Origin of the sequence: Paraburkholderia sp., assembly GCF_026225065.1 — a bacterium.
GTDB lineage: Bacteria > Pseudomonadota > Gammaproteobacteria > Burkholderiales > Burkholderiaceae > Paraburkholderia.
Window position 1 is genome coordinate 71,527 of sequence record NZ_JAMFSB010000023.1, and the last position, 26,937, is coordinate 98,463.

At 62.0% G+C, this 26,937-nt stretch carries 22 protein-coding genes; 14 read left to right on the forward strand and 8 right to left on the reverse strand.

Annotated elements, in window-relative coordinates; all coding sequences use genetic code 11:
- Positions 1–190 precede the first annotated feature (190 nt).
- The 3 genes from pdxA to M0954_RS01500 are packed head-to-tail and all read right to left on the reverse strand — an operon-like array spanning position 191 to position 3,509.
- On the reverse strand, positions 191–1,192 hold the full coding sequence (gene pdxA / locus M0954_RS01490; protein ID WP_122156356.1) for a 4-hydroxythreonine-4-phosphate dehydrogenase PdxA: 1,002 nt from the start codon (positions 1,190–1,192) through the stop codon (positions 191–193).
- A 53-nt stretch (positions 1,193–1,245) separates the two neighbouring features.
- The gene (locus M0954_RS01495) at positions 1,246–2,508 is read right to left on the reverse strand and encodes a four-carbon acid sugar kinase family protein (RefSeq protein ID WP_297351234.1); all 1,263 of its coding nucleotides are present in this window, start codon (positions 2,506–2,508) and stop codon (positions 1,246–1,248) included.
- On the reverse strand, positions 2,505–3,509 hold the full coding sequence (locus tag M0954_RS01500; protein ID WP_297351236.1) for a 2-keto-3-deoxygluconate permease: 1,005 nt from the start codon (positions 3,507–3,509) through the stop codon (positions 2,505–2,507). The genes M0954_RS01495 and M0954_RS01500 overlap by 4 nt, the downstream gene beginning before the upstream one ends.
- A 194-nt stretch (positions 3,510–3,703) precedes the next feature.
- Here M0954_RS01500 and M0954_RS01505 point away from each other — a divergent pair, with 194 nt between their 5' ends.
- The 4 genes from M0954_RS01505 (at position 3,704) to M0954_RS01520 (ending at position 10,664) form a co-directional block, all read left to right on the forward strand.
- Positions 3,704–4,480 carry a DeoR/GlpR family DNA-binding transcription regulator gene (locus tag M0954_RS01505; RefSeq protein WP_122156359.1) on the forward strand — a complete coding sequence of 259 codons (777 nt, stop codon included), beginning with the start codon at positions 3,704–3,706 and terminating at the stop codon, positions 4,478–4,480.
- A 314-nt stretch (positions 4,481–4,794) separates the two neighbouring features.
- Entirely contained in the window at positions 4,795–7,986 is a 3,192-nt protein-coding gene (locus M0954_RS01510) for an efflux RND transporter permease subunit (RefSeq protein WP_297351238.1), read from the forward strand.
- Positions 7,976–9,163 carry an efflux RND transporter periplasmic adaptor subunit gene (locus tag M0954_RS01515; protein ID WP_133894563.1) on the forward strand — a complete coding sequence of 396 codons (1,188 nt, stop codon included), beginning with the start codon at positions 7,976–7,978 and terminating at the stop codon, positions 9,161–9,163. Before M0954_RS01510 ends, M0954_RS01515 begins: the two co-directional genes overlap by 11 nt.
- Complete coding sequence (locus tag M0954_RS01520) at positions 9,156–10,664, forward strand: efflux transporter outer membrane subunit (protein WP_297351239.1); 1,509 nt, start codon at positions 9,156–9,158, stop codon at positions 10,662–10,664. Before M0954_RS01515 ends, M0954_RS01520 begins: the two co-directional genes overlap by 8 nt.
- 57 nt (positions 10,665–10,721) lie before the next feature.
- Here the strand turns inward: M0954_RS01520 and M0954_RS01525 are convergent, their stop codons facing one another.
- Positions 10,722–11,603 (reverse strand): LysR family transcriptional regulator, encoded by an 882-nt coding sequence (locus tag M0954_RS01525; RefSeq protein WP_122156363.1) that lies wholly within the window; start codon positions 11,601–11,603, stop codon positions 10,722–10,724.
- A gap of 136 nt (positions 11,604–11,739) precedes the next feature.
- Between M0954_RS01525 and M0954_RS01530 the strand changes: the two genes are divergently transcribed.
- From M0954_RS01530 to M0954_RS01540, 3 genes are read left to right on the forward strand one after another with little or no spacing between them, the layout of a single operon-like run.
- Positions 11,740–12,525 carry an SDR family oxidoreductase gene (locus tag M0954_RS01530; protein ID WP_122156364.1) on the forward strand — a complete coding sequence of 262 codons (786 nt, stop codon included), beginning with the start codon at positions 11,740–11,742 and terminating at the stop codon, positions 12,523–12,525.
- A 34-nt stretch (positions 12,526–12,559) separates the two neighbouring features.
- Positions 12,560–13,279 carry a ribonuclease activity regulator RraA gene (locus M0954_RS01535; protein ID WP_123385992.1) on the forward strand — a complete coding sequence of 240 codons (720 nt, stop codon included), beginning with the start codon at positions 12,560–12,562 and terminating at the stop codon, positions 13,277–13,279.
- 21 nt (positions 13,280–13,300) lie between these two features.
- Positions 13,301–13,993: a c-type cytochrome gene (locus tag M0954_RS01540; protein ID WP_297351241.1), complete on the forward strand. Its 693-nt coding sequence runs from the start codon at positions 13,301–13,303 to the stop codon at positions 13,991–13,993.
- A gap of 19 nt (positions 13,994–14,012) precedes the next feature.
- On the opposite strand, the gene M0954_RS01545 is transcribed toward M0954_RS01540, so the two are convergent.
- Positions 14,013–14,321, reverse strand: coding sequence for a putative quinol monooxygenase (locus tag M0954_RS01545; RefSeq protein WP_123385993.1), 309 nt, complete (start codon positions 14,319–14,321; stop codon positions 14,013–14,015).
- A 166-nt stretch (positions 14,322–14,487) separates the two neighbouring features.
- Here M0954_RS01545 and M0954_RS01550 point away from each other — a divergent pair, with 166 nt between their 5' ends.
- From M0954_RS01550 to M0954_RS01580, 7 genes are all read left to right on the forward strand, one after another.
- The gene (locus M0954_RS01550) at positions 14,488–15,468 is read left to right on the forward strand and encodes an oxidoreductase (RefSeq protein WP_297351243.1); all 981 of its coding nucleotides are present in this window, start codon (positions 14,488–14,490) and stop codon (positions 15,466–15,468) included.
- Positions 15,469–15,663: 195 nt separating this feature from the next.
- Positions 15,664–16,911 (forward strand): MFS transporter, encoded by a 1,248-nt coding sequence (locus M0954_RS01555; RefSeq protein WP_297351245.1) that lies wholly within the window; start codon positions 15,664–15,666, stop codon positions 16,909–16,911.
- A 189-nt stretch (positions 16,912–17,100) separates the two neighbouring features.
- Positions 17,101–18,414: an MFS transporter gene (locus tag M0954_RS01560; protein WP_297351247.1), complete on the forward strand. Its 1,314-nt coding sequence runs from the start codon at positions 17,101–17,103 to the stop codon at positions 18,412–18,414.
- Positions 18,415–18,434: 20 nt separating this feature from the next.
- The gene (locus tag M0954_RS01565; protein WP_297351249.1) at positions 18,435–19,658 is read left to right on the forward strand and encodes an MFS transporter; all 1,224 of its coding nucleotides are present in this window, start codon (positions 18,435–18,437) and stop codon (positions 19,656–19,658) included.
- 315 nt (positions 19,659–19,973) lie between these two features.
- Entirely contained in the window at positions 19,974–21,428 is a 1,455-nt protein-coding gene (locus M0954_RS01570; protein ID WP_297351258.1) for a catalase, read from the forward strand.
- A gap of 63 nt (positions 21,429–21,491) precedes the next feature.
- A complete protein-coding gene (locus M0954_RS01575) occupies positions 21,492–22,106 on the forward strand; it encodes an ankyrin repeat domain-containing protein (protein ID WP_122156371.1) in 615 nt (204 codons plus the stop codon).
- 123 nt (positions 22,107–22,229) lie between these two features.
- A complete protein-coding gene (locus M0954_RS01580; protein ID WP_297351250.1) occupies positions 22,230–23,183 on the forward strand; it encodes a LysR family transcriptional regulator in 954 nt (317 codons plus the stop codon).
- Here the strand turns inward: M0954_RS01580 and M0954_RS01585 are convergent.
- The 3 genes from M0954_RS01585 to M0954_RS01595 form a co-directional block, all read right to left on the reverse strand.
- Positions 23,180–24,124 carry a cupin domain-containing protein gene (locus tag M0954_RS01585; RefSeq protein ID WP_122156372.1) on the reverse strand — a complete coding sequence of 315 codons (945 nt, stop codon included), beginning with the start codon at positions 24,122–24,124 and terminating at the stop codon, positions 23,180–23,182. The two genes, M0954_RS01580 and M0954_RS01585, sit on opposite strands and share 4 nt — an antisense overlap.
- Before the next feature lie 371 nt (positions 24,125–24,495).
- Positions 24,496–26,355 (reverse strand): recombinase family protein, encoded by a 1,860-nt coding sequence (locus M0954_RS01590; RefSeq protein ID WP_297351253.1) that lies wholly within the window; start codon positions 26,353–26,355, stop codon positions 24,496–24,498.
- 143 nt (positions 26,356–26,498) lie between these two features.
- Positions 26,499–26,792, reverse strand: coding sequence for a hypothetical protein (locus tag M0954_RS01595; protein WP_297351254.1), 294 nt, complete (start codon positions 26,790–26,792; stop codon positions 26,499–26,501).
- Positions 26,793–26,937: the final 145 nt, after the last annotated feature.

A 26,937-nucleotide genomic window follows, 5' to 3' on the forward strand; every position in this document is an offset into this window, starting at 1 on the left:
CTTCGCTCAAGGGTTTATCCGTCGCATACGCGCGGTCCCCCTCGCGGGCCTAAAAGTCCGTGGGGGCGCGACGCGCTGCGTAGATAATCACGTTAGCGTGCACCACCCTTTCACAGGTTACCGGTTCGATACAGATCCTTATCTGCGCTACAGCGCTCGATTGAGCCGACCGTTCATCCTGCCTGTCATCTCAGCCGCGCCGGGTAGCCAGTTCTGCTCCCTGGCGCAATGCTTCGAGCAGACTGCGTTCGTCTGCGATGCCTTTACCGGCAATATCGAACGCGGTGCCGTGATCGACCGAAGTACGTATCACATCGAGGCCAACCGTCACGTTGACGCCCGCCTCGAGACCCAGCACCTTCACCGGACCATGCCCCTGGTCGTGGTACATCGCGACCACCAGATCGAAGTCGCCGCGGCCGGCGCGGTAAAACAGCGTATCCGCAGGCAGCGGTCCTTCGATGTCCCAGCCGCGCTCGCGCAGAAGCTGCACTGCGGGGACAATCTTTTCTTCTTCCTCGCCGTAGCCAAACAGGCCGTTCTCTCCGGCATGCGGATTGATGCCGCACACGGCAATGCGTGGATTGGCGATGCCCGCCTTGACGAGCGTGGCATGACCCCGCTCGATCGTGCGCTGTACAAGGCCCGGTTCGATCTTGCGAATCGCGTCGATGATGCCGATATGCGTCGTCACGTGAATCACCCGCAATTGCGGCGCGACGAGCATCATCGACACTTCGTCGATGCCGGTGAGATGCGCAAGCATCTCCGTGTGACCAGGATACTTGTGACCGCCGGCGTGCAAGGCCTCCTTGTTCAGCGGCGCCGTGCAGATCGCGTCGATCTCACCGCTTTTGGCCAGCTCGACGGCGCGCGCAATGTATCGATAGGCCGCGTCGCCGGCGACGGCAGACAAGATGCCGAACGGCAGGCCGGCGGGAATCAGGCCGAGATCGATGCAGTTGATGATGCCAGGCTCATAGCGCGCCTCCGACGCCTTCTCGATGCGGTGCACGCTTGCCGTGCCACCGACAATCCGGTTGGCCTCTTCGAGGCGTCCCGCATCGCCGATCACAAGCGGTCGGCACTGCCGGTAGAGCGACTCGTGCGTCAAGCTCTTGACGACGACTTCTGGGCCCACGCCGGCTGCATCGCCCATCGTGATGCCGATGACTGGAAGGTAGTTGCTCATCATGTTCCGCCTGAATTTCAGTGGGTTCGTTGGTGGGCCGCCAGGCCCATGATTCATGAGTCCGTGCGCGCGACTTCCGCGAGGCCTCGAAGGTGAAGGTACGCGCCATACAGCGCATGTTCGGTGCCAAACGCGCCGGCCTTGGTGACGACCGTGAGATGCTCATGTCCATGCGGACGCGCGACCGCAACACCGGGCTCGATTTCCGACAGCAAGCGAAGGCTTTCGATACCGGCCGCGCCGAGCATGGCGCGCGCCGTCTCGCCGCCGGTGACGATCAGTCCGCCGAGATGCTCGAAGCACGGAGCGACGAGTGCCGCGAGGGCCGCGGACAACTGCGCGCCTTCGGCCGGATCAAACGCGTCGTCGCGGCCGATTCGCGCCAGCAGATCAGTGCGGCCCGCGAGGTATCCGGCAATCCGGCTCTGCCAGGCGGCCCACTGCGGATGAAGCGCGCCATCGCGCAACACCGCGGGCGGCACGATCACCTCGTCGACGCCCGCGCGTTCGCGCAACATCGCGCACTGTTGCGCGGACACCGCCGACAGGCTGCCGACCAGAATCAGCACGGCGCCATCATGAGCGTGCGCGGGGCGCGCCTCGGCGCCGCCAAGGGGTACAGCAGAGAACAGCTCGTCTAATGCGGCAAGCTCACGCGCAAGACCACCTGAGCCAACCCAGAAGCATGGTGCTTCCAGCGCGAGCGTTGCTTGCGCAAGCGCCCTCAGGTCCGCTTCGGTATGCGCATCGACGATGAGCGCCTTCGTGCCACTCTGCGCCACACTGGCGATCGCAGTACGCAACGACTCCTGCTCACCGCGCAGCCCATCGACGCCTAGCAATGCGGTAGTGAGGCCCGCCGACTCCAGCATCACCCATAGATCCGCCGACTGGCCGGCGTGTTCGAGTTTCCACGTCTCGGTGTCGCCGAGCGGCACGCCGCGCACGAAAACTCTTCCATCGTCTACTGTGCGGCCGGTGGCCGGAAAAGCCGGCGCGACGATCGCGAGACCGGCGAGCGGCTGCAAGGCCGCGACTTCGGCGGCCCAGTTGCCGCGCAAGGTCGAATCGATCTTCTTGTACAAACGTCGCCCCGGCGCGCGCTGCGCCTGCCAGGCCGCGCCGGCGCAACGCGCGGCCTCAGCCGGCGACATCCGGCGCGTGTCGGTGTCCACCGCGATCACGTCCGCGCCGTTCATCGCACGCGTGGCCGTCAGCGTGACAGCCGTGTGCCTTCCTGCGCCCGCAAAGGCGATCGCGCAGTCAGCGGCGCCTGACAGGTCATCAGCAAGGATCAGAAGACTCGTATGACTCACTGCCTGGCTCCTGCTTTCGCATGGCTCGTGTCCTTGCTCTCGCTCGTGCGCTTTGCCACGCGCTTGGCGACCGCCGCGGTCAGGATCGGCGAGAGGATGGCCGTCACCACCACGCAGGCAGCAACCAGCAGCGTCGCGCTTTTTGCGGCCTCCGCGTAGACCGGATTGGCCGCGGCGATCAAGGCCGGCACCGCCGCGCCATTGCCGGCCGTATTCGCAGCCGCGACGCCCGCCACACCCGTGCCTCCCGTCAGACGGTCAGTCAGGTACAGCGGAATACCCGTTACGACCACCACGGCGACGCCCAGGCCAAGGCCCAGCAACCCGGCCTGCCAGACCTTGTGCAGATCGAGACTGGCGCCTAACGCGAGCGCAAAAAACGGGATCATGACCGGCACCGCACGCCCGAGAAATTCGCGCATTTCGCGATCGAGATTGCCAAGCAGCATGCCCACCACGAGCGGCAGGATGCTGCCCACCAGCGTTTGCCATGGAAACGCCGCGAGTCCCGCCACGCCCAGGGTGACCATGGTGAGGAACGGCCCCGATTCGAGCGACATGATGGTGTACGCGCCAACGTCTTCAGATTTGCCATATTGGCCCATTAGCGCCATATAGAGGCCGCCGTTCGTGTCGTTCATTGCCGCGACCACGGCAAGAGTCGACATGCCGGCGAACAATCCGGACGGCACCGGCTGTTCGCCGAGGAAATGCCCCAGTACCATACCTACCACGATCGCCGACCCCACCTTCGCCACAAATAGCGCACCGCCCTTCTTGAGCAGGTAGGGTGTCGCCTTGATGTCGATCGCGGCGCCCATGCACACGTAGAACACTGCAAGGATAGGCAACGCACCGGTAAACAAGGCATTGGTGAACGAGCCGAAGAACTTCGGCATGCCTGGCATAAAGGTCGCGACGACTGCGCCGAGCAGCAGCGGGACGATCATCATCCCGCCGGGGACGCGTTCAATTGCGCGCTTGATAGGTATCTGGGCCATGGGTGTCTCCTGTCCGTTTTTGACCGATTCAATCATTTATTTTGACTACATCGATCAGTCAGAGTGTACGGCACAGCTCCATCGTCTGCAATCCGGATGCAAATAACCCTTCAATTCAGTAATATTTTGCTGATGCGCCCGTATGATCGGGCAAAGACTAGAATGACCGAATCGATCAATTTTGTGGCTAAAACATGAAAGTTACCAACCGCCGCGAGGCGATGCTGCAGGCCGTCCTGTCCGGCATGACCGATGTCGGCGCGCTGTGCGAACACTTCGGGATGTCCGAAGCAACGGTGCGACGCGACCTGCGCGCGCTTGCGGAGGAGCGGCGCATCGTGCGGACGTACGGCGGGGCTGCCGCATCGATTGGCATGCACGAGCCGGAGGAATCGCTCGACAGCCGGCGCGAGAGTTTCCGCGAGCAAAAGGCCGCGATCGCCCAGCTCGCGGCGAGCCACGTCCACGACGGCGACACGATTTTTCTCGACGGCGGCACCACCACCGCCGAAGTGGCACGGCTGCTGGCCGGCCGCCGCAACATCCGCGTCGTGACCAATAACCTGCTGGCGGTCAACCTGCTGGCGTCAAGCGAAGTGTCTGTCACGCTGATCGGCGGCGATCTGCGTCCCACCAGCATGAGCACGCTAGGGCCGCTTGCGCAGCTCGCCTTGAGCCGCGTCTCGGTAGACAAAGCGTTTCTCGGAGCCGACGGCGTGGTCGCCGGTCGCGGCCTGTGCGAGGCGAGCGCCGAGCAGGCTTATCTGAAGGAGTGCATCATCAGGCAGGCCGCCCATGTCTTCGTGCTGGTGACGTCGAACAAACTGGACCGCGCGAACCAACAGCACTGGACTCCGCTCGAGCGCGACTGGACGCTCGTCACCGACGCCCTGCTCGACGCACCGGCGATGGAACAGTTCGCGTTACGCGGCGAAGTGACCATCGAAACAGTGACACAGCAAAAACGGTAAGCGTTTTCTTGCCGTTTTGTGCATGACTGTTTTGCGCAAACCATCCCTTATATAACGCCCTCTCGACCGGTACTCTGCGTCGGCTCTCCGGCGCGCAGGGGGAAAGGTGCCGGTTTGCGCCGGTCATCGTGGCATTTTTGCGCGAGAGGCCGGCGAGAGCAATTGCCGGTTAGCAGCATTCAGAAACCTGCAAAGCGTTTTTGACGTTCAGCAGAATTTCCGGGCCTTGTGTACATTCGCGCTTTGGGTTTCATTGCGCAAGCGCTTAATAAATTGCAAACCACCTCTACGTTTTTCCAAGCCCTGGAATTGTCATGCTCGGCCTAGTCCGCATTGCCCTTAGGCGACCCTACACTTTCGTCGTACTCGCGATCTTCATCCTGATCATCGGCCCCTTGTCGGCCGTCAGAACGCCAACCGACATCTTCCCCGACATCAGAATTCCGGTCATCAGCGTGGTGTGGCAATACACGGGCCTGCCGCCGGACCAGATGGTCGGCCGCATCACCTCGCCATTCGAACGCACGCTGACGACCACCGTGAACGACGTCCAGCATATCGAGGCGGAATCGGTCGCAGGCTTCGAGATCATCAAGATCTTCTTCCAGCCGGGCGTCAATATCAGTACGGCAAATGCGCAGGTGACCGCGGTTGCGCAAACCCAGTTGCGGCAGCTGCCGCCAGGCACCACGCCACCACTGATCCTGAACTACAACGCCTCGACGGTGCCGATCATCCAGCTCGCGCTGTCCGGTAAAGGACTGACCGAACAGAACCTCGGCGACCTCGGTTTGAACGCGGTGCGTCCGGTTCTCACCACCGTTGCAGGGGCCGCCATCCCCTACCCGTTCGGCGGCAAGACACGTGAGGTGCAGATCGACGTCGACCCGGCCGCCATGCAGGCGCGCGGCCTGTCTGCCCAGGACGTCGCCAATGCGCTCGCTGGCCAGAATCTGATCACGCCGGTTGGCACGGAGAAAATCGGCGACTACGAATACACGCTGCAACTGAACGATGCCCCATCGCAAATCAAGGCCCTGGGCGATTTGCCGATCAAGGCCGTCAACGGCACGACCGTCTATATCCGCGATGTGGCGAACGTGCGCGACGGCAGCCCGCCGCAGACCAACATCGTGCACGTGAACGGCAAGCGTTCGGTGCTGATGTCGGTGCTCAAGAACGGCTCGGTGTCGACGCTCGGGATCATCTCCGGCATCAAGGCGCAGGTCGCCGCCGGCAAGGCCTCGTGGCCCGACAACCTGCAGATCGATGCGATCGGCGACCAGTCGATCTTCGTGCGCGCCGCCATCAGCGGCGTGGCGCGCGAAGGCGTGATTGCCGCCGTGCTGACGAGCCTGATGATTCTGCTGTTTCTCGGCAGCTGGCGCTCCACGATCATCATCGCGACCTCGATTCCGCTCGCCATTCTCGGTTCCATCGCCACCCTGTCCGCGCTCGGCGAGACGCTGAACATCATGACGCTCGGCGGCCTCGCGCTCGCGGTGGGGATTCTGGTCGACGATGCGACCGTCACCATCGAAAACATCAACTGGCACCTCGAGCATGGCAAGGAGGTAGAGACCGCGATTCTCGACGGCGCCGCGCAGATCGTGACGCCGGCGTTCGTCTCGCTGCTGTGTATCTGCATTGTGTTCGTGCCGATGTTCTTCCTCGATGGTGTCGCACGCTTCCTGTTCGTGCCGATGGCCGAAGCAGTGATCTTCGCGATGATCTCGTCGTTCATCCTGTCGAGAACGCTGGTGCCCACCATGGCCAAGTACCTGCTCAAGCAGCACGTGCAAGGCGAGCATGGCCATGAGTCGAAGAGTCCGGGCCCACTCGGACGTTTCCAGCGCGGCTTCGAAGCACGCTTCGAAAAGGTGCGTTCCGGTTATCACGGCCTGCTCGAACTCGCGCTGAACCATCGGCGTCCGTTCGTCATCGGCTTCCTTGGCTTTGTGCTGGTGTCGTTCGCGCTGGTGCCGTTTCTCGGCCGCAATTTTTTCCCGTCGGTGGATGCCGGACAGATCCTGATGCACGTGCGCGCGCCGGTCGGGGTTCGGGTCGAGAAGACCGCGCAGATCTTTGCCAATGTCGAAGGGGCCGTCCGCCAGATCATTCCGCCGGCTGACCTCGGCGCCGTCGTCGACAACATGGGCCTGCCGGTGAGCGGTATCAATACCGCGTACAACAACACCGGCACGGTCGGCTCGCAGGACGGCGACATCCAGATCGCGCTCAACGAAGGCCACGCGCCGACCGCCGAGTATGTCCGCCTCATGCGCGAGCGCCTGCCGCGCGAATTTCCCGGCGTGACGTTCTCGTTCCCGCCGGCCGACATCATCAGCCAGATTCTGAACTTCGGCTCGCCCGCGCCGATCGATCTGCAGGTCCGCGGCAACAACCTGGACGCCAACTTCGCGTACGCGGACCATCTGCTGCGCCTGGTTCGCGACGTGCCGGGCGTGGTCGATGCACACATTGCGCAGTCGCATGCCAATCCGACCTTCAATGTCGACGTGGACCGCACGCGCGCGCAACTGGTCGGCATCAGCGAAAGCGACGTAACTAACAGCATGGTGGTGAACCTCGCCGGTTCGAGCCAGGTGGCGCCGACGTTCTGGTTGAACAATGCGAACGGGATTTCGTATCCGATCGTGATGCAAACGCCGCAATACAGCCTCGATTCGCTCGCCGCGCTGCAAAACCTGCCGATCACCGCGCGCGGCGGCAGCACCTCGCAGATCCTTGGCGGCCTGGCGACGGTGCAGCGCACCAGCACCAACGAAGTAGTCAGCCAGTACAACATCCAGCCGATGGTCGAGATCTTTGCGACCACCCAGGACCGCGATCTCGGCGCGGTGGCCGCCGACATCCAGAAGATCGTGCACGACAACGCCAGCACCCTGCCCAAGGGCTCGACGGTCGCGCTACTCGGTCAGGTGCAGACCATGAACAGCGCCTTCACCGGCATGCTGTTCGGCCTGCTGGGGGCGGTGGTGCTGATCTACCTGCTGATCGTCGTCAACTTCCAGTCGTGGGCCGATCCGTTCGTGATCGTGACCGCATTGCCGGCCGCACTGGCCGGCATTGTCTGGATGCTGTTTGCGACCCACACCACGCTCTCGGTGCCCGCCCTGACCGGCGCCATCATGTGTATGGGGGTGGCAACAGCCAACTCGATTCTCGTGGTCAGTTTCTGCCGCGAACGTCTCGCCGAGCACGGCGATCCGTTCAAGGCTGCGCTTGAAGCAGGCTTCACGCGTTTCCGTCCGGTGCTGATGACCGCACTCTCGATGATCATCGGCATGGCGCCGATGGCACTCGCACTCGGCGAAGGCGGCGAACAAAACGCACCGCTTGGCCGCGCTGTGATCGGCGGGCTGCTGTTCGCCACCACCGCATCGCTGTTCCTCGTCCCCGTCATTTTTTGTATCGTGCACGCACGCCCTGGGCGTGCGTCCAACCCGGCACCCGCCTCGGGAGATCCTGCTCATGTCGTCTGAATCCGCTTTCCCCGTTACTCCGCCGTCGCGTCGTCCGCTGCGCATAGCCGGTGTGGTAGCGCTGCTAATTGCCGTCGGTATTGTCGCCGCAGGTCTCGTGCTGAGAGCGGACGACGCTCACAAGCTGAAAACCTGGACCGATGCCCAGGCCGTGCCGAGCGTGAGCGTCATCCAGCCAATCCGCGATGCCAGCGGTCCGTCGCTGCAACTGCCCTCGCGCCTCGAAGCGTTTACTCGGGCGCCGATTTTCGCGCAGGTGAGCGGCTATCTGAAGTCGTGGAATGCCGATATCGGCACACCGGTCAAAGCGGGCCAACAGCTCGCCGAAATCGAAACGCCTGAGCTCGATCAGCAGTTGCTGCAGGCGCGTGCGGATCTGCAAAGCGCGCAAGCGAATGCCGTCGTAGCCGGCACCACGGCGAAGCGCTGGGAAGCGCTGCGCGGCACGGATTCCGTTGCGCAACAGGACGTCGATCAACGCACGGCCGACTACACGGCGAAAGCAGCGATTGTCGCCGCGGCGAAGGCCAACGTCGATCGCCTAGTCGCCACCAAGGCCTTCGGACGCATCGTGGCGCCGTTCGACGGCGTGGTGACCGCGCGCGACACCGACGTCGGCGCGCTGATCAATGCGGGCAGCAGCGGCGTGGGCCAGGAGCTGTTCGAGGTTTCCGAAGTCAAGCAGTTGCGCGTGTATGTGCAGGTGCCGCAGAACTATGCACCCGCCATCCACAACGGCACCACTGCAACGCTGACCGTTCCCGAATATCCGGACCAGCAGTTCACCGCGCGCGTGATCGCCGCGGCGGACTCAGTCAACTCGACTTCCGGCACGACGCTGGTTCAGCTGCTGGTCGACAATTCCGGCGGCAAGCTGCTGCCGGGCGGGTTCGCCAGCCTCAAATTCACTTTGCCGGTTGCTTCGGACTCGGTCCGCGTACCGGCCAGCGCAGTGGTCTTCGATAGCCGCGGTGTAGTTATCGCTACGCTCGACCAGGACAATCACGTGCACTTCAAGCCGGTGAAGATCGCCCGCGATCTGGGCGACTCCGTAGAAATCGGCTCGGGTCTCGCGGCGACCGACCGCATCATCGATACCCCGCCCGACGGCCTCAGCGACGGCGACAGCGTGCAGGTCGTGACGGTCGCGGACAAGAAGGCGGCAGCACATGGTTAAGGTTCGACGCAGCGTCCGGCTTTCAGCGCTTCCTCCGATGCGTCTTCCCGCGGTACTGGCGAGCGTCGCCGCGCTCGCCGCCTGCTCGCTCGCGCCGAAGTACGATGTTCCAGCCACCCCGGTCGCCGCGCAGTACAAGACGTATGGGCCGTGGACCAGTGCGCAGCCCGCCGACCAGATAGACCGCAACGGCTGGTGGAAGATGTACGGCGACACGCAGCTCGACGATCTGGAAACGCGCCTGCTCGCCAACAACACGGACTTGCGCGCTGCGTACGCGCACTACGCGCAGGCGCAGGCATTCGTGGCGCAAGTCGAGTCCGGGCTGTACCCGACCGTCAGCGCGAGCGCCGTACCGTTGCGCGAACGCCAGTCCAACACCGCGCCATTGCGCGGCAACGGGCCCGCTGACTACAACTCTGTGACGCTTGGTGCGCAGGTCAACTACAACCTCGATCTCTGGGGCCGTGTGCGCGACTCCGTGCTGGCCGGCAAGGACGAGGCGCAGGCGACCAAGGCCGATCTGGCGTCGGTGAAGCTGAGCCTCGAGGTCGAACTGGCGGATAGCTTTATCCGCCTGCGTGGTCTCGACCAGCAAACCGATCTGCTGAACGCCACCGAGACGGCTTTCGCGAAGGCCCTGCAGCTCACGCAGACCTTGCACAGCCACGGCATTGTCTCGGGTCTCGATGTTTCGCGCGCGCAAACGCAGTTGTCCTCAGCACAGTCGCAGTTATCGCAGAACCTCGCCCAACGGGCGCTGATGGAGCATGCGATCGCGGTGCTGGTGGGCACCTCCGCGGCCGAATTCAGCCTGCCGCAAGAGACCACCGCCATTGCCTTGCCGGCAATCCCAACCGACCTGCCCTCCACGCTGTTGCAGCGGCGCCCCGATGTGGCCGCCGCAGAACGCCGGGTCGCCGAGGCCAACGCGAAAATTGGCGTCGCGCGTGCGGCCTACTTCCCGAACATCGGGCTGACCCTGCAGGGCGGTGTACAAAGTGCCGCCTACTCGGGGCTGGTTAGTGCACCGAATCTGTTCTGGGCCATCGGTCCGCAGCTCGTGCAATACGTCTTCGACGGCGGCTTGCGCCGTGCGCAACTGGATGCCGCCAAGGCCGCCACCGATGAGGCCGGAGACCGTTATCGCGGCGTCGTGCTGACCGCCTTCCAGCAGGTCGAGGACAACCTGGCGCTGCTGTCGTATCTGGGTACGGCGCTCGGCCAGCAACGGGACGCCGCGGCTGCCGCGCAGACCTCGGTCGACCTCGCACTGCAACAGTACAAGCAGGGCACCGTCGGCTACCTGGACGTGGTGCAGGCACAGACGGTTCAGCTCGACGCACAGAGCAGCGTGCTCGACATCCAGACGCGCCAGCTAAGCGCCAACGTGCAACTGCTCGACGCGCTCGGCGGCGGATGGACGAGTGATGAACTCGCTCAAGTGGCTGCTACGCCGGAACTCGTCGCAACGACAGGGCAACCCGGCAAAACGCAGTAAAAACCGCGGACCAACGGCAGCCCCTTGCTGCTTCGATGCCGCGTCGCACCGCTGTGATCAGCCCCGATCCCGCTCGATAGCCTGCGCTTCGGCAGCCAGGCTGTCGATCAGCGTCGCGGTCGCCTGTCGGCTCATCGCCGCCAGCCTGACGAGAATGCCAATCTCGCGCGCGAGCGGCTTGCCCGGCAGGGGAATCACCATGATCCCGGCGGTGTGCGCCACGGGGACCAGTTCGCCCGGAATGATCGAGCACCCCAATCCTTCGCTCACCATCTTCAGGATTGCGGCTGGTTCATCCACTTCCATGCTGTCCATGGTCCACAAACCGTGACGCTTCAGAAACTGGTCCACCAGATGGCCGCCGTGCGAACGGCGGTCATAGCGGATGAAGGGCCGTTCGCGAAAGAGCTTGGCCAGGTCGTCCGGCGAGCCTTCTGGCGCCACGCCCACGTAGCGCTCCTGTATCAACGGAAGCCACTTCAGGTCAGCGGGCAAGCCGAGCCGGGGCTTGACCATCACCGCGACATCCAGTTCGTGCGAGTCGATCCGCGTCAGCAACTGGATCGAGGTGCCGGGAATGATATTGATCTGAGCCACCGGTTGCTCGTGTCGGAAACGCAGCAAGGCCTTCGGCAGGAAGCTGTGTTGAACCGTAGCGATCGCCCCAAGGCTGACGGCCCCTCTTCCCGCACTGCGCGGGTTCTGCTTCAGGCCCTCGAACGATTCAAGAATGTGCGCTGCCTGTTCGAGCACCTCGCGGCCCTCGTTGCTAAGCGTGACCGACTTGCCCGTGCGATCGAACAGCGCATAGCCCAGCTCCTCCTCGAGGCGCCGGATCTGCGTGCTGACAGCCGATTGCGTCAGGCCAAGCCGGTTGCCGGCCGCCGAAAACGATTCGGTTTCCGCCGCAACAACGAAGGTTCGGAGGTAGCGAATCATGTATCAAACTTTTCCATGCTCAGGTCAAAAATTCTCCGTTTCATATCGAACTTCTAGTTACCTATACTAACCCGACATCGGGCTGTCCGCTCTCAAGCCGACTGCTCCATCACTGCCTCTCTTTTGGAGTCGAATTTTGGATCTGGGAATTGCTGGAAAAACCGCGCTCGTGTTCGGCGCGGCAGGTGGGTTGGGTGGCGGCATTGCGCGAGCGCTTGCCGCTGAAGGCGCCCGTATCGCCGTCGCCGATATCAATGCAGACGCGTTGTCGCAAACCGTGGCGGACATCGAGGCGGCAGGCGCCACGGCACTGCCCCTGCAATGGGACCTGTCCGACCTGAGCGTCATCGAGAGCCGGATGCAGGCCATTGACGACACGTTTGGCGGCGTCGACATTCTCGTCAACAACACCGGCGGGCCGCCGCCCACGCCGGCGGCCGGACAGCCGGTGGAGTTGTGGAGCAAAAGCTTCGAATCGATGGTGCTGTCGGTGATCGCGATCACGGACAAGGTGTTGCCCGGCATGCGCCATCGCAAATGGGGACGCGTGATCACCAGCACTTCGTCCGGCGTGGTTGCACCGATTGCCGGGCTTGGTATTTCGAACGCGCTGCGCATGTCGCTGGTGGGCTGGTCGAAGACGCTGGCACGCGAAGTGGGCCGCGACGGCATCACCACGAACATCGTGTTGCCGGGCCGTATCGCCACGCCGCGCATCACCTTCCTCGACGAGCAGAAAGCGAAGCGCGAAGGCCGCAGCGTCGACGAAGTGAGTGCCGAGAGCGTGGCATCGATCCCCGTTGGACGCTACGGCGATCCCCGCGAGTATGCCGCGGTAGTGACGTTTCTCGCGAGCGTGCAAGCCGCTTACGTCACCGGTTCGGTGATTCGCGTCGATGGTGGCCTGATCGCCAGCATCTAACCCGCCTCACGAACCTGATTAAGGACTAGTTTCCATGACTACCGAAACACTCCCTCTACATCCCGACATTGCCAGCGCGCTAGCCGGCATCACCACCGCGACCCTGTCGACGGTCCTGCTGGAAAAAGGCATACGCAAGATCTGGATGCGCGGTCCCGCACCGCTGACCGGCAACCAGCAGCGCCAGGTGGGACGCGCGTTCACGCTGCGTTTCGTGCCGGCGCGCGAAGACCTCGCGACACCCGCATCGTGGGCCTCGCCGATTTCGACGCGTGCCGCCATTGAAGCGATGCCGGCGGGGTGCATTACCGTCGTCGACGCAATGGGCGTCACGGATGCGGGAATTTTTGGCGACATCCTGTGCGCCCGGATGCACAAGCGCGGGGTCGCGGCGCTGATCACAGATGGCGTGGTGCGCGACGTGGTCGGCGTGATCGACACCGGCCTGCCGGTCTGGTGTCGCGGCACGGCGGCCCCTGCGTCGGTAGCCGCGCTGACCTTTGTCGGCTGGCAAGACCCGGTCGCTTGCGGCGGCGTAGCGGTATTTCCCAATGACGTCGTGGTGGCCGATACCGACGGCGCCGTTCTGATTCCCGCGGCATTGCTCGAAGAAGTCGTCGAACTCGCTGCGCGCAAGGAACGCTTTGAGGAATGGGTGCTGCAAGAAGTCAAAAGCGGCGCCACGCTACCCGGCCTCTATCCGCCCAACGTCGAAACGAAGGCGCGCTACGAAGCGGAAATCGCCGGACAGTGACACACTGAGATTCAATCAAAAGTGCTTTCTCATACTATCCGGCCGCATGCCCGGTCAATCCGCAAGACACGTGCAGTATCCGCTCGCGCGTTTGCTGCGATCACGCTAGTCGCAGGCCTGAATCTGCTCGGCGCCTCACGCGCCTTCGCAGCATCTCCGCCCCCTTCCGATCCCCACAGCGGCCTCGTAGCGACATGTGCCGCGTGCCACGGCGCCGCGGGAGAAGGCTCGCCCGCATCTGCGATCCCCAGGCTCGCAGGACAGAACGCCGACTACATGGCGCACGCGTTATCGATGTTCAAGGATGGCACCCGTGCAAGCCCGGTCATGCAAGCGGTCGCACACAATCTGTCCGACAGCGACATACACGACCTGGCCCAATACTTTGCCACACAGAAGCCACCACTCGCGCATGCTGCAGAGCCTCCACAAGCCGCGCAGGTGGAAGCTGGACGGCAACTCGCGCAAATGGGTAGCGGCACTGGCCTCGCCGCCTGTTTCTCTTGCCACGCAGCCGGCGGAACCGGCAATGGCGCGCGCTTTCCCAGCATTGCGGGTCAGCCTGCGAGTTTCACAGTAGCGCGGTTGCATGAGTTTCAGGCGCGCGCGAAGAGCGGCGCCGTCAAGCCTGGGTCAATGACTGCGGTCGCGGCGCAATTGACCGATACGCAAATCGAAGCCGCAGCCGCCTATCTGTCGACGCTGCCTCGTTAAGTGCAGGTCAACCGTGCAATCAATACGCGTGCAGCACGTTGATAACGCGGCTCGCGAGCAGCGAGCGAGTCTTGCCTGCATATTCGGCCATGTGCGGGGCGGCTGCGTGCGCCTTCAACGCTTCGGCGCTTTCCCATCGTTCGACGACAGCAAACGTGTCGGCGCCGAGCGGCGTCTGAAATCCGCCGAATTCCGGGACGTCGACGACCGCCTCGTAACTGATGCATCCTGCTTCCGCCAGCACCGCCGGACGGTTCGCGTTGAAGAGTGCCAGCACGGCTTCGCGCTGGCCAGGCTGGGCGGTGATCGTAGCAAAGACATGGATCATGTGGGTAGTCTCCTGGAGGGTTTCGGCGCCGATCGCCGCATCAAATCATAGCCGCGATTGGCGAGATTTGCCGGCACACGTGCATCGTGCAGAGTGCCTTGGTATCGATTTACCCCGCCCGTCTTACGCGGGACTTCTTTATGTCCGACTAGTGGTAGTCTCAATCTTGAGTCCCACTACCCTGCGCCGGATCGACATGAACACACCGTGGACCACCGCCGACATTGCATCGCAGGCCGGCAAACGAATTCTCATCACTGGAGCCAACAGTGGAGTTGGCTACCACGCAGCATTGATGCTGGCACGCAAAGGCGCGCAAGTGATATTGGCATGCCGCGACAAACAGCGCGGCGAGGATGCGTTATCCCGTCTGAACGCCGACGCACCCGGAACGCACGCCGAACTGGCGCTTGTCGATCTCGCCAGCCTCGCGTCCGTGCATCAGTTCGCGCAGCAGGAACTCGCCGCGCAACGCCCGCTTCATATTCTCGTCAACAACGCGGGGGTCATGGCGCCGCCAAAACGCCTCGAAACCGCCGACGGTTTCGAGCTGCAGTTTGGCACCAATGTGCTCGGCCACTTCGCGTTGACCGCGTTCCTGATGCCGGCGCTGGAACGTGCGGCGACCGGATCGACCGAGCGGCCGCGCGTGGTCACGATCGCTTCGATCGCGCACAAACAAGGGCAGATCGACTTCAATGACCTGCAATCCACAAGGCAGTACTCGCCGATGCGGGCCTATCGGCAGTCCAAGCTCGCGGATCTGATGTTTGCTTTTGAACTCGACCGCCGTTTGCGCGCGGCAAACTCGCGTGTGATGTCGGTTGCCGCTCATCCTGGCGTCGCGAAGACGAATCTGTTTCGCGGCGGCGATCGCTCCGCCATCTCGAGAGCGGCGCGAGACCTTTTGGGGGTAGTCATCGGCGCCATGTTCAACACCGATGACGCAGGCGCCCTGCCAACTCTCTATGCAGCCACTTCAGCCGATGTCCGCGACGGCGGCTACTATGGTCCGCAAGGATGGCTGGAAGCACGCGGCAGCAGCGTCGGCGAAGCGAACGTTGCCGGCCAGGCGAGAGATACCGCCAACGCCGCGCGCTTGTGGCAGGTCTGCGAGGACCTCACCCACACTCGCTTCACCCTCTAGTACCCCTACGCCAAGCCATGCCTTTGGCAGCGCGTCGGCAAGGGAAATAATGCAATGGTATGGTGGTGTGTCGTTCAAGACAGCACCGCAGACGCTTGACGCCAGGCGTTTTCATCACCAACCCGATGATGCGGTTGAATTTGCACCGCAAATCCGCATCACTTCAATCAGTGTCCGCAAGGGACAAACAATACTATGTTGGTAGAAAGCAATCTGCCGGCGGGCACGCCTGCGCCAGAGAACGGTGATTCGTCGTCTTTACGCCAATGGCTTTCCGTCGGTGCAGTAGCGCTTGGTGCATTTGCGTTTGTGACTACGGAGTTTCTGCCGGTCGGGTTATTGCCGCACGTCGCCAAGGAAATGGACGTCCTGCCAGGCACCGCTGGCCTGATGGTCACCGTACCTGGTGTCATTGCTGCGGTGTCCGCGCCGGGACTCATGCTGGGAGCGGGACGTATGGACCGTCGTCATGTCTTCCTGTTGCTAACGGGACTGTTGCTGGCGTCCAATCTGTTATCGGCGTTCGCACCCAATTTCGCCGTCATGCTGGTAGGTCGCGCGCTGCTGGGGGCAGCATTGGGAGGCTTCTGGACGCTGGCGATTGCCGCTGCTGGGCGGCTCGTACAGCCCAAAGACGCGGCCAGGGCAACCGCGATGATATTGACCGGCGTGACGTGCGCTACGGTGATTGGCGTGCCTCTTGGCACGTTCATCGCCGGCTTCTCCTCCTGGCGTTTTTCCTTCATGGCCACCGGTGTGCTGGTTGCCGTCGCGTTCGTCGCACAACTGTTGCTGGTACCGTCCTTGCCCTCGGGTGCGGCGCTGCGGTTTGCAGACCTGGTCTCGCTGATACGGCGCCCTTATCCGCGTAGAAGCATGCTGATGGTGGCGCTCGTGTTCGGCGCTCACTTCTGCTCTTATACCTACATCACGCCGTTTCTGCTGCATAACGCCAGTTTCAGCATGTCGACCATTACCTGGTTGCTGCTGGGTTTCGGCATCATTGGCTTCTTCTCCAACTTCGTCGTTTCGAGCACGGTTAACCGAAGTCTGAAGGCATCTCTCGCGACCATGGTGTCACTGTTGATGTTCGCGCTTTTGTCGATGCCTTTGCTAAGGCACTCGCAACTGGCGATAACGGTTGACGTGCTCGCGTGGGGAATTTCATTCGGCGCGCTGCCGCTTTGTTTCAGCGTGTGGATTCAGCGCGCGACCCCCGATCTGCCGGAGGCGGGCTCGGCGCTATTTGTCAGCATCATTCAGGTCGCCATTGCGGTGGGTTCTCTGGTGGGTGGGACCATCGTCGACTCGGTCGGTGTCCCGGACGATTTCCTGCTTGGCAGTGCACTCGCCCTGCTCGGTCTGGCCGCGCTTGCAAGCTTTGGGCGAAGCACCGCCGATGCTGGCAACGATTGCATCGCAAGTCAGGCGACGCCTGAATGATCCCGCGTCGCTATCCGAGGTTGATCGAAATGACGCGAACCCCTTTACGCACAACTGTTTTGCGTAACGAGTAACTTTCGCAATGCTTCGTCAACCGCTACTCTGCTTTGTTTTAGCGCGGTGCATGCTTGGCAATTCGGTCGGAGCATCTATACCTATCAATGGCATTACTCGGTTCAAGGAAACAGCATGGTACGGGCTAACGGGATACTCGCGTCAGACGCAGCATCTTCGGCCGTGGGTGACGATTCGATATACGAAAAGGTGACGCGGCGTATCGTACCGTTATTGTTCATGTGCTATGTGGTTGCCTATCTCGACCGCGTCAACGTCGGCTTTGCGAAGATCCAGATGCTCGCGGATCTGAAGTTTAGCGAAACGGTTTATGGGCTGGGCGCCGGAATTTTCTTTCTCGGATATTTCCTTTTCGAGGTGCCGAGCAACATACTGTTGCATCGCGTCGGCGCGCGACTCTGGATTGCGCGTGTGATGATCACCTGGTCGATCGTCTCGGCAGTGACCCTGTTCGTCAAAACGCCGACGATGTTCTACGCGCTGCGCTTCGTGTTGGGTCTCGCTGAAGCGGGGCTGTTCCCTGGCGTGATCCTGTATCTGACGTACTGGTACCCGGCGCGCCGGCGTGCAAACATCCTCGCGCTATTCATCACCGGAATCCCCATTGCTGGAGTGGTGGGTGCTCCCCTGTCCGGCTGGATCATGAATTCAGTTTCCGGCGCACACAATCTGGCCGGCTGGCAGTGGCTGTTCCTGATAGAAGCGATTCCATCACTGGTGATGGGGATTGTCGTGCTTCTCTTTCTGGATAACAACGTCGAGAGCGCACGCTGGCTCAGCGCCAATGAAAAAGCGCTGCTTGCGCGCAACCTGGCAGACGACCGCCAAGGCGCACAGTCGCACCGGATGCGCGACGGCTTCACCAACCCGCGTGTCTGGTTGATGTGCGTGCTGTATTTTTTCATCATGATGGGCTTATACGGCGTGGGGTTCTATTTGCCGACGCTGATCAGGAACACCGGCGTCAGCAATCCACTCAGCGTAGGGCTGCTTACCGCGCTGCCCTATGCCGTTGCGGTGGTTGCCATGCTGCTTGTGAGCCGCCACTCCGATGCACACCAGGAACGGCGTTGGCATATCACGATCCCGGCATTGGCAGGCACGCTAGGCTGGATCGCAAGCGCCGTATTCATGCACGAGGCAATGCTCGCCACAATCGCGCTTGCGGTAGCGACGGCAGCTGTGCTAGTCACCATGACACAGTTCTGGGTGCTGCCGACCGCAATGCTGACCGGTGCCGCGGCCGCTTCAGGAATCGCAGTGATCAATTCGGTGGGCAATCTTGCCGGGTTTGTCAGTCCGTACCTGATCGGTGGGATCATCGACGCGACTCATTCGACGCTGCTGGCCGTAGTGGCACTCGCAATCAGCATGTTTGTAGTAGGCGCGCTTGCCCTGACGCTGCCTAAGCGGATGGTCAACCGTTAAGCGCCAGAATGGACAGTTCGATGAAAACGCACACCCCCGGGCAGCAATCGGTTACCGCCTTCCTGGCGGTCGTCATGGCGTTCCTGATCAACATGATGGGGACCACCTTACCGACAGCGGTCTATCGATACTATCAACTGCAGTACGGCTTCACGGCAACCGTCATCACGGTGATCTACGCCTGCTATGCGATTGGTGTGCTCGGTGCGCTGCTAATCGTCGGCAACTGGTCGGATCAACTTGGCCGCCGGCGCATGCTGTTGGCCGGCTTATGTGCATCGGCGGCGGCGGCGGTCACGTTCCTGCTGAGCAACGGGCTGTCCGGTCTCATGCTGGCTCGACTGCTATCGGGCGTCTCGGCGGGGATCTTTACCGGAACTGCGACCGTCGCGGTGATTGAACTGGCGCCTCCGGCGTGGCGCAAGCACGCCACCCTCGCGGCGACCGCCTCCAACATGCTGGGTTTGGGCAGCGGCCCATTGTTGAGCGGCGTACTCGTCGAGCTTCTGCCACATCCAATGCAAACCCCTTACGTCGCGCATCTGCTGCTCGTGGTGCTTGCGATGCTCGGCGTATGGAGTGCGCCAGAAACAGCAAAGCTTCCGGAACGGGTGAAACTCAGAGTTCAAAGAATCTCGTTGCCCGCCGAGGTACGCGGCGTATTCATGCCAGCCGCGTTAGCCGGCTTTGCAGGTTTCGTCGTGGTGGGCTTCTTTGCGGCCGTCGCGCCGCAACTGATCCGGGTCGTGCTCGGCTATCACAGTGGCGTGGTGATCGGCGCGATTGTGTTTTTGCTGTTTGCATGTTCGGCGCTTGGGCAAATCGTAGAGACGCACATTGCGGCCCACTGGCGGCAGCCGCTCGGCTGTATCGGGTTGCTTGCCGGCTTGCTGGGCGTTGCACTGTGCGTCCCGGAACGCTCGCTGGCCGCGCTGCTGATGGGTACGGCGCTGGCTGGAATCGGACAAGGAATCAGCCTCCGTGCGGGACTGGGCGAACTGACGACAAAGAGCCCCCCACAACGCCGTGCCGAGGTGATATCGAGCTTTTTCGTCGTGCTTTATGTCGCAATCTCGCTTCCGGTGATCGGGCTAGGCGTCGCTGTGCAGGTCGCCGGCATTCAACGCGCCACCCTGCTCTTCGCCGGCTTGACAATCCCGCTTGTCCTGATCGCGCTGTTTCTCCTCGTGCGAGGCGAGCCTCGCGGGATTCCAAAGACCGGCACAGTGGGCGGTCAGCCGTGAAGCCGATAGCAAGGCGCCCAGCCCAACGGATGGACCGCACCATCAAGCACGTCGCCTCTCGCGCCATGTATATCACGTTCTTCTCGCCAAGTTCATTTCATTTCTTTAATCACATAGGATTACTGAACTAAATTCCACGTCTATCGAAATGATAGAAAATGGAGATTGGTGATTTCAACGCCTGAACCATAGGATAACGACGGTTTCCTCCTGACTCAGGCTTACGACATGAAATTACTGAAGACAAAGATCGCAGCGGGCATTTTCTCCATCGTTTCGGCCATCGGTATCGCTCAACCTGGACATGCCGAAGACATGTCGCGGGACAGTGGCGCGCCTATCGGCGACAACCAGAATTCCCAGACCGCGGGTCCTGACGGACCCGTCCTTCTGCAGGACTCGAATCTCATCGAGAAACTGCAGCGCTTCGATCGCGAGCGCATTCCGGAGCGCGTCGTCCATGCACGCGGCACCGGCCTCTTCGGCGAGTTCGTTCCCACCACCGACATCAGTTCGCTGACCACCGCGAAGGTGTTCACGCCAGGGACAAAGACCCCGGTCTTTGTTCGCTTCTCGACCGTGATGGGTTATCGCGGATCGCCCGAGCAAGCCCGCGACCCCCGCGGTTTCGCCATCAAGTTCTACACGCAGCAAGGTAACTGGGACATGGTCGGTATCAACTGGCCGGTCTTCTTCATCCGCGACGCGATCAAGTTCCCGGACTTCGTGCATGCGAACAAGCCGTCAGCTGTGACAGGTGTGCAGGATCCGAACCTGGCCTTTGACTTCTTCGCCCACACGCCGGAAGCAACGAACATGTTGACGCACCTCTACACCGATGAGGGGATGCCTGATTCATACCGCCACATGGACGGCTTTGGCGTGCATGCGTTTAAGTTCGTCAATGCCCAAGGGGAAGTTCACTACGTGAAATTCCATTGGAAGAGCCGTCAGGGTATTGAAGGCATTCGCCCCCAGGATATTCCGCATTCAATCGGTGCGGACTGGAATCTGATGACGGACGATCTGTATAACTCAGTGAAGGCACATTCGTATCCTCAGTGGGACCTCTACATCCAGGTGCTTTCGCCGAAGGATCTGAACAAGTTCGACTTCGATCCACTTGATGACACGAAGGAATGGCCGTCGACGATCCCAGAGGAGAAGGTCGGAACCATGACGCTCAACCGCATTCCGGACAACTACTTCGAATCCACGGAAGAGTCGGCGTTCGCACCGTCGCGCCTCGTGCCAGGAATCGAGCCTTCCGAGGACAAGATGCTGCAGGGACGCCTGTTTGCCTACGCCGACACGCAAATGTATCGCCTGGGAGCGAACTACAACGATCTGCCGATTAACCGTCCGCTCGCCCCGGTGAACAACAACAACCAGGACGGCAAGATGAACTACGGCGATCGCAAGGGTGAAGTGAACTACGAGCCCTCCAGCGTCGGCGAAATCTCCCAGCAGGCCAGGTACAAGTACGTGCAGACGCCGGTCAGTGGCACGACCCAGCAAACGGCGATCCACAAGACACTCGATTTCCGTCAGGCTGGAGAGTACTACCGGAGCTTGTCCGACACCGACAAGGCGGACCTGATCACTGCATTGTCGGGCGACCTTGGCCGCGTGACCAACGACACGAACAAGTACACGATGCTGTCGTACTTCTATAAGGCCGATTCGGACTACGGTGCTCGCCTTGCGCGCGCAACGAACGCGGACGTGGCCCGCGTGCGCGATCTCGCGTCCCATCTGAGCGATAACTGAGGCGTACCGGGCCTGCGCGAGCAGGCTTCCGCTTCCTGAATATGATTCCCGATGGAGAATGCAATGCGAGGTTTTTCTACCGTGCAGCGGATGGTTCGCACCGCAGCGGTTGCAGCCATAGCCGTGCTGTTGATGGCCAGTTGTGCGCAGCACATGTATCTGTCGGGAACGTACTCGGGCGCAGCTGACGCGCCAAGGTATACCGACGACTGGTTTGCCGCTGCGCGTGCCGGGCGTACCGATATCGTGCAGTTGTTGGTCGACGCCCATTTTCCCCTCGAGACGAAGACGTCTGAGGGCTACACGGCGCTCATTCTCAGCGCTTATGACAATCATCCGGACACGCTAAAGGCGCTGCTCGCTGCGGGTGCCAATGCATGCGCTGCCGATCAGCACGGCAATACGGCTCTCATGGGCGCGCTTTTTAAAGGGGAGACGAACATTGCGAACATGCTGATCGACACGCATTGCAATATCGATCAAACCAACAACGCAGGGGAAACGGCACTTTCGTTTGCCGCGCTGTTCGGCCGCCTCGATATGATTCCGGTGCTCGTGGCACACGGCGCGAACGTCAACCACGTCGATGCGCGCGGAGGGACCGCGCTGCAAATGGCCCTCGCGCAACGCAACACGTCTGCAGCGGACGCACTACGCCTGGCGGGCGCGATACAATGAACGCACTTGCCGTACCGGAGCGCGTCGCGTGGCGCAGTGCCAGCGAACCGCGCCCGTTTCTTCGCGCCGCGCAGTGGCAGCGAACCGAGCCCGTTTCAGCAAATTAGATTTGCACCAGAAACAATGGACTATTTTTCGGCGGTACACGCTTTCGTTCGTGCAGCGGAACTGCAGAGCTTCAGCAAAGCTGCACGTGAGATGACGGTCAAGACCTCAACCATCTCGCGGTATGTGAGCGACCTTGAAAAAGATCTTGGCATCGCCCTCTTCAATCGCTCGACACGGGGTCTCGTGCTGACAGAGGGCGGCAGGGTGTTTCGTGAGCGCGCGATCCTGGCACTCGAGGCACTCGATGACGCCAGGCAGGCCACGTCGTCCCTGAATAGCACGCCGCAGGGCCTGCTGCGCGTGACGATGCCATCCGCATTCGGGCGCCGGCACGTCGTGCCGCACCTTCCAGCATTCATGACCCGGTACCCGGACATTGACCTCGACCTCGTGCTGACCGGCGAGACCCTGAACATGATTGATGCTGGGATTGACTTAGCCATTCGCATCGGCGTCTTGTCCGACTCATCATTAATGGCCAGACGTCTCGCACCCCATCGGCGCATCGTCTGCGGCAGTCCGAAATATTTCGATCGAAACGGTATGCCGTCTGTCCCTGCTGATCTTGAGGCTCATGAATCACTGCGCCTGTCGCTGCCGCCCGCTGACAAGTGGTTTCTCACCCGCGCGGGAAATCCCAAAGCTGCCTTGGAGCAGACACTCATCGGATTGAAAGGCCGGTTGCGTGGAAACGACTCCGAGGCTGTGCTCGACCTCGCGCTTTCGGGATGCGGTATCGCCCTCCTGCCGACCTGGCTCGCGGGCACAGCCCTACGCGAAGGGCACCTGATCCACGCCCTCCCCGAATGGGAAGCACGCACAGGCAAGGCCGAACCAGCTATCTGGGCGGTTTATCCGCCGAAGAAGATCGTGTCGTCGAAGGTGCGTTCGTTTGTCGACTTCTATGCAGAGGTGATCGGCGAGCCGCCGTACTGGGACGACGGACTCGCACTGGAGCTTCAGCCTTAACGCGCGAAGCGGATGTCGAGCGTGCGCAGCCAGGTCTGCAAGCCGGCATCCTGGATCGGAATCACATAAGCGTTTTCGTTCGTTTCATTGAAATGCGCATGCCAGTATCCCGGCGGCGTGACAAACGCCATCCCCGCTTCCCAATCGACGCGTGTCGGATCCGCGATATTGCCGTTCTCGTCCAGTTCGGTACCCACCAGCGTATAGACGCCGGGGGCGCCCCCAGCGATGAAGTCGAGTGCGATCGACTGGTGGCGGTGCGGCTTCTGAATCGAGTTGGGCGGAACTATGCCGAACATGGCCCACAGCACGTGCGTGACCGTCCGCGTTTGCGGGAAGTTGACATTGCCCATCAGCACGCTGATGCGGTTGCGGCGCCCCGCATTGGCTTCTTCTGCGACCTTGCGCAATTCCGCCTGCGCCTGGGCGGCCGGATAGAGCGTCGGCGCAAAGCGCGCCTGGACGCCGGTCGTACCCAGATAGGTGAGCAGCGGGGCGTCGTTGACGTAATAGAGCGTGGCCGTCGCGTTGGCGGACAGCACAGTGTCATCGCCACCCGGCAGCGTGAAGAAATCGCCCTTCGCAAACGGGAAGCGGGTCTCGCCCTGCGTCACGCTGCCCGTCCCGCTGATGACGTAGCAAAGCTGCGAGGTGGCGTTCGGGGCGAGCGTCAATGCGTCGCCTGCGTTGATGCGCAGGAAATTGGCGCTCAAGCCTGGACCGGTCGCAGGACTGGGGCAACCCAGTTCCGCGGAAAGGTCGAGCGGCACGACTCGAGTGGCGCCCTCTGCGTACAGCGAAGGCGGGAAATTGCGGAATGGCACGCGCGAGATCAGCTTCGCGCCAATCGGATTGGCTGATGACGTGTACTCGAAGTATTCGGCGTCCTGGTTTGCGGCTGCGGTTTCGACAAGGTCCGGTGAGAGCGTTTTGGTTAACATGGTCTGCTCCTAAAAAGTGAGGGAAGCTTCGCGCAGGTCCGATCGAAGCGATGTGACGTGCGTTCGAGAGCTGGTCTGACTATAGGTGCGGGGCGCTGACGGCAGAAGTGCCCGGCATCGATATCACCTTTGCACAAAAGGGTGTGCCCTGCGTCCGCTTCCGCGATACACCTGCGACCCGTCCGTGGTGCACGGCGGAAACGGGGAGCCGAATCGCGGGCGGCACATCCCCTTTTTAGAAACGATCTTTTGCGCATCGGGATCTTCATCCCCTTCTTAGGATCCTTTAGTGTGATTGGACATCCCTCGGATGTCGACGAATCGGTTAGCCCTGTCCGTTCCGCGACGCTCATAACGTCCGTGACAAATCACTACTCAAGGAAAAGTTCTCCATGGAACCCATTGATCTGAACCGCCGCCTGATTCTGCTGACGTCCATGGTCAGCGCATTCGCACCTGAGATGGCGCATGCCAGTCCGATCGACGCCCATGAGACATTCGTGCTGCCGCGAGAACAGATCACTTTCAAGCCGTGGACAGCCGGCCCGCCACACAGCGGCGAGATCACGCCATGGACGCAAAAGATAACTTTGGTCAGCGTGAGCGGTTTGCGGGGATCCGGGCAGGCGGGGCGGCCCTCCGCTTCCGCCGGCTGGTCGCGTGGCGGTGGGAATCGAATGGCGAATGGTGATGCGGTCATCGGCGACCACCACCTCCTTCACGAGCAGTCTCGTGATGCGCTGGCGGTCCTGAACATCGAGGGTCGCGGCACTGCTATGCAAGCGCCCCAGGAACGCCGTTAGCGTTTCCGCCAGGCGTAGGTAAGCCGCCTGGTCGACCAACCGGGCACTGAGCCCGCGCAACTCCTCCTGAAGACTCTGCTCGCGTTGCCGCAGCGCAGGCATGCGCCGCCGCAACTCGTTCAGAGAAAGCAGGTCCTCCTGGTAAGCGGTGAGCAACCGGTCCATACGTTTCTGCGCTTGCGCCAGATCCTGCGTGACGCGGTCCTGCTGCCGCCTGGCCGGACTTGAATTACGCGCTGTCTCAAGGCGCCGGTCCAATTCGGTCTGGATGAGCGCGGGATCCTCCAGCAGGCGCACAACTTCGGACCACACGATGTGCTCCAGCAGATCCAGCCGGATGGGGCGCTGCTCACACCTGGCGTGGCCGTCGTAGCGCCAGGCGTCAGCGCCCAGGCAGCGGTAGTAGGAGATCTTGCGCGCGCTACTGCGTGTCGAGGTCCGGTACAAGGCGTAGCCGCACTGGCGGCAGTGCACCAGGCCCTGGAGAATGCTGGGTTCGAGCGTTCGACGCGAAGCGTGCTTCCTGTTGCTTTCCAGGCGCTCCTGCGCCAGGGCGAACGTATCCGGGTCGATCAAGGCAGGAACCGGAATTTCGATCCATTGATCACGCGGCAGTTCGTGACTGGCACTGTTGCGGGCCGGCAGGCCGCCGCGCTGGCGCAACGTCCGGTTGTTGGTGCGTTCCCGCGTGGCCAGTTGGGTCTTGCCGAAGCAGGCGATACCTCGATAGGCAGGATTGCGAAGGATGGCCCAGACAGTGGAGTGCTCCCAGCATGCCGCACCCTTCCTGGTGGGAACGCCCAGTTCGCTCAACCGGCGGGCGATCGCATTGATGCTTAAACCGGCCACCGTGTACAGCTCGTAGACCTGGCGGACTACCTGCGCCTCAGCGTCGATCACCGCATAGCCCGCTGCCTGCTCGTCACTCTTGCGTTCGTAGCGGTAACCGTAGGGCGCGCCACTCAGCACGCTGACCTCGCCTTGCTTCGCACGGTGCCGCTTGCCTCGCCGCGAGCGCTCGAGGATCTGGGCCCGTTCGTACTCGGCGATCATGCCCTGGAACTGCAACAGCAATTGATCTTCCGGCGTACCCGAGTGCGGCGCCTTGATGAATACCATCGCCACACCGTGGCGGGCCAATTCCTCAATGAGCAGAACCTGGTAAGCATATTTGCGGCTCAGGCGATCGGGGGCGAGCGCCAGCACCGCCTGAATCTCACCGCCCGCCGCCAGGTCACGCACCCGCTCCAGTCCGGGCCTCACCAGGCTTGCGCCGCTGTAGCCTTCGTCCTGGAAGACCCACTCATCCGGAACGCTGTAGCCTTCGCTTCGGGCAAACTCCACCAGCGCCGCCGTCTGACTGGCGATGGTCTTCTCCTCCCTCTGTTGATCGGACGACACCCGGGCGTAGATCGCGGCAACCTTCATCAGTCTCTCCACTCAGTCCAGTTTGCTCGCCCGCGCGGCGGACGCGATCCGGCACCAGGATGTCATAGGCCTGCTCGAGCTTCCTTGCCAGCAGGCGGTCAAACGTATATTCCAGGTCAACGTGCCGACTGCGTGGACGTCGATCAGCCACGCCCGCCTGCCGTCGCTAGCAAAGCACAGACGGCACGCGTGAGCGTCTCGCCCATGGTTAAGTCATGGGCCTGCGCGTACGCCCGCAATGTGACAGCAACGGCCGCAGGAACCTTGAGCGTGATGGGAATGGTGGGCTCCGCCACGGCTACCGGAGACGACATGTGCTGCGCCTCTCGCAGGTAACGGTAGGCCTGGCGCCGCGAAATCCTGTGCTGCCCGGCCATGGCTTCGGCGGCCTCGTTGAGGCTGCGACCGTCGGCAAGCAGATGAAAGGCGGCATTCAAACGCTGAGCCCTTTCGGAGAGAGTTGAGCGCGACATATGACATTTTTATATTACTTCTTGTGACGCAAATCAAGGACTGAATCGGAGCGGCACAACGGAATCTGCCGCTCAAACTCAAAGTTATCTTTTGCGTCCATGGCGTGAG

Coding starts and splice junctions, on each gene's coding strand:
- M0954_RS01505 (WP_122156359.1), top strand. CDS start 3,704: ATGAAAGTTACCAACCGCCGCGAGGCGATGCTGCAGGCCGTCCTGTCC.
- M0954_RS01565 (WP_297351249.1), top strand. CDS start 18,435: ATGAAAACGCACACCCCCGGGCAGCAATCGGTTACCGCCTTCCTGGCG.
- M0954_RS01570 (WP_297351258.1), top strand. CDS start 19,974: ATGTCGCGGGACAGTGGCGCGCCTATCGGCGACAACCAGAATTCCCAG.
- M0954_RS01520 (WP_297351239.1), top strand. CDS start 9,156: ATGGTTAAGGTTCGACGCAGCGTCCGGCTTTCAGCGCTTCCTCCGATG.
- M0954_RS01585 (WP_122156372.1), bottom strand. CDS start 24,124: ATGTTAACCAAAACGCTCTCACCGGACCTTGTCGAAACCGCAGCCGCA.
- M0954_RS01555 (WP_297351245.1), top strand. CDS start 15,664: ATGTTGGTAGAAAGCAATCTGCCGGCGGGCACGCCTGCGCCAGAGAAC.
- M0954_RS01545 (WP_123385993.1), bottom strand. CDS start 14,321: ATGATCCATGTCTTTGCTACGATCACCGCCCAGCCTGGCCAGCGCGAA.
- M0954_RS01590 (WP_297351253.1), bottom strand. CDS start 26,355: ATGAAGGTTGCCGCGATCTACGCCCGGGTGTCGTCCGATCAACAGAGG.
- pdxA (WP_122156356.1), bottom strand. CDS start 1,192: ATGAGCAACTACCTTCCAGTCATCGGCATCACGATGGGCGATGCAGCC.
- M0954_RS01575 (WP_122156371.1), top strand. CDS start 21,492: ATGCGAGGTTTTTCTACCGTGCAGCGGATGGTTCGCACCGCAGCGGTT.
- M0954_RS01510 (WP_297351238.1), top strand. CDS start 4,795: ATGCTCGGCCTAGTCCGCATTGCCCTTAGGCGACCCTACACTTTCGTC.
- M0954_RS01580 (WP_297351250.1), top strand. CDS start 22,230: ATGGACTATTTTTCGGCGGTACACGCTTTCGTTCGTGCAGCGGAACTG.
- M0954_RS01525 (WP_122156363.1), bottom strand. CDS start 11,603: ATGATTCGCTACCTCCGAACCTTCGTTGTTGCGGCGGAAACCGAATCG.
- M0954_RS01515 (WP_133894563.1), top strand. CDS start 7,976: ATGTCGTCTGAATCCGCTTTCCCCGTTACTCCGCCGTCGCGTCGTCCG.
- M0954_RS01560 (WP_297351247.1), top strand. CDS start 17,101: ATGGTACGGGCTAACGGGATACTCGCGTCAGACGCAGCATCTTCGGCC.
- M0954_RS01500 (WP_297351236.1), bottom strand. CDS start 3,509: ATGGCCCAGATACCTATCAAGCGCGCAATTGAACGCGTCCCCGGCGGG.
- M0954_RS01535 (WP_123385992.1), top strand. CDS start 12,560: ATGACTACCGAAACACTCCCTCTACATCCCGACATTGCCAGCGCGCTA.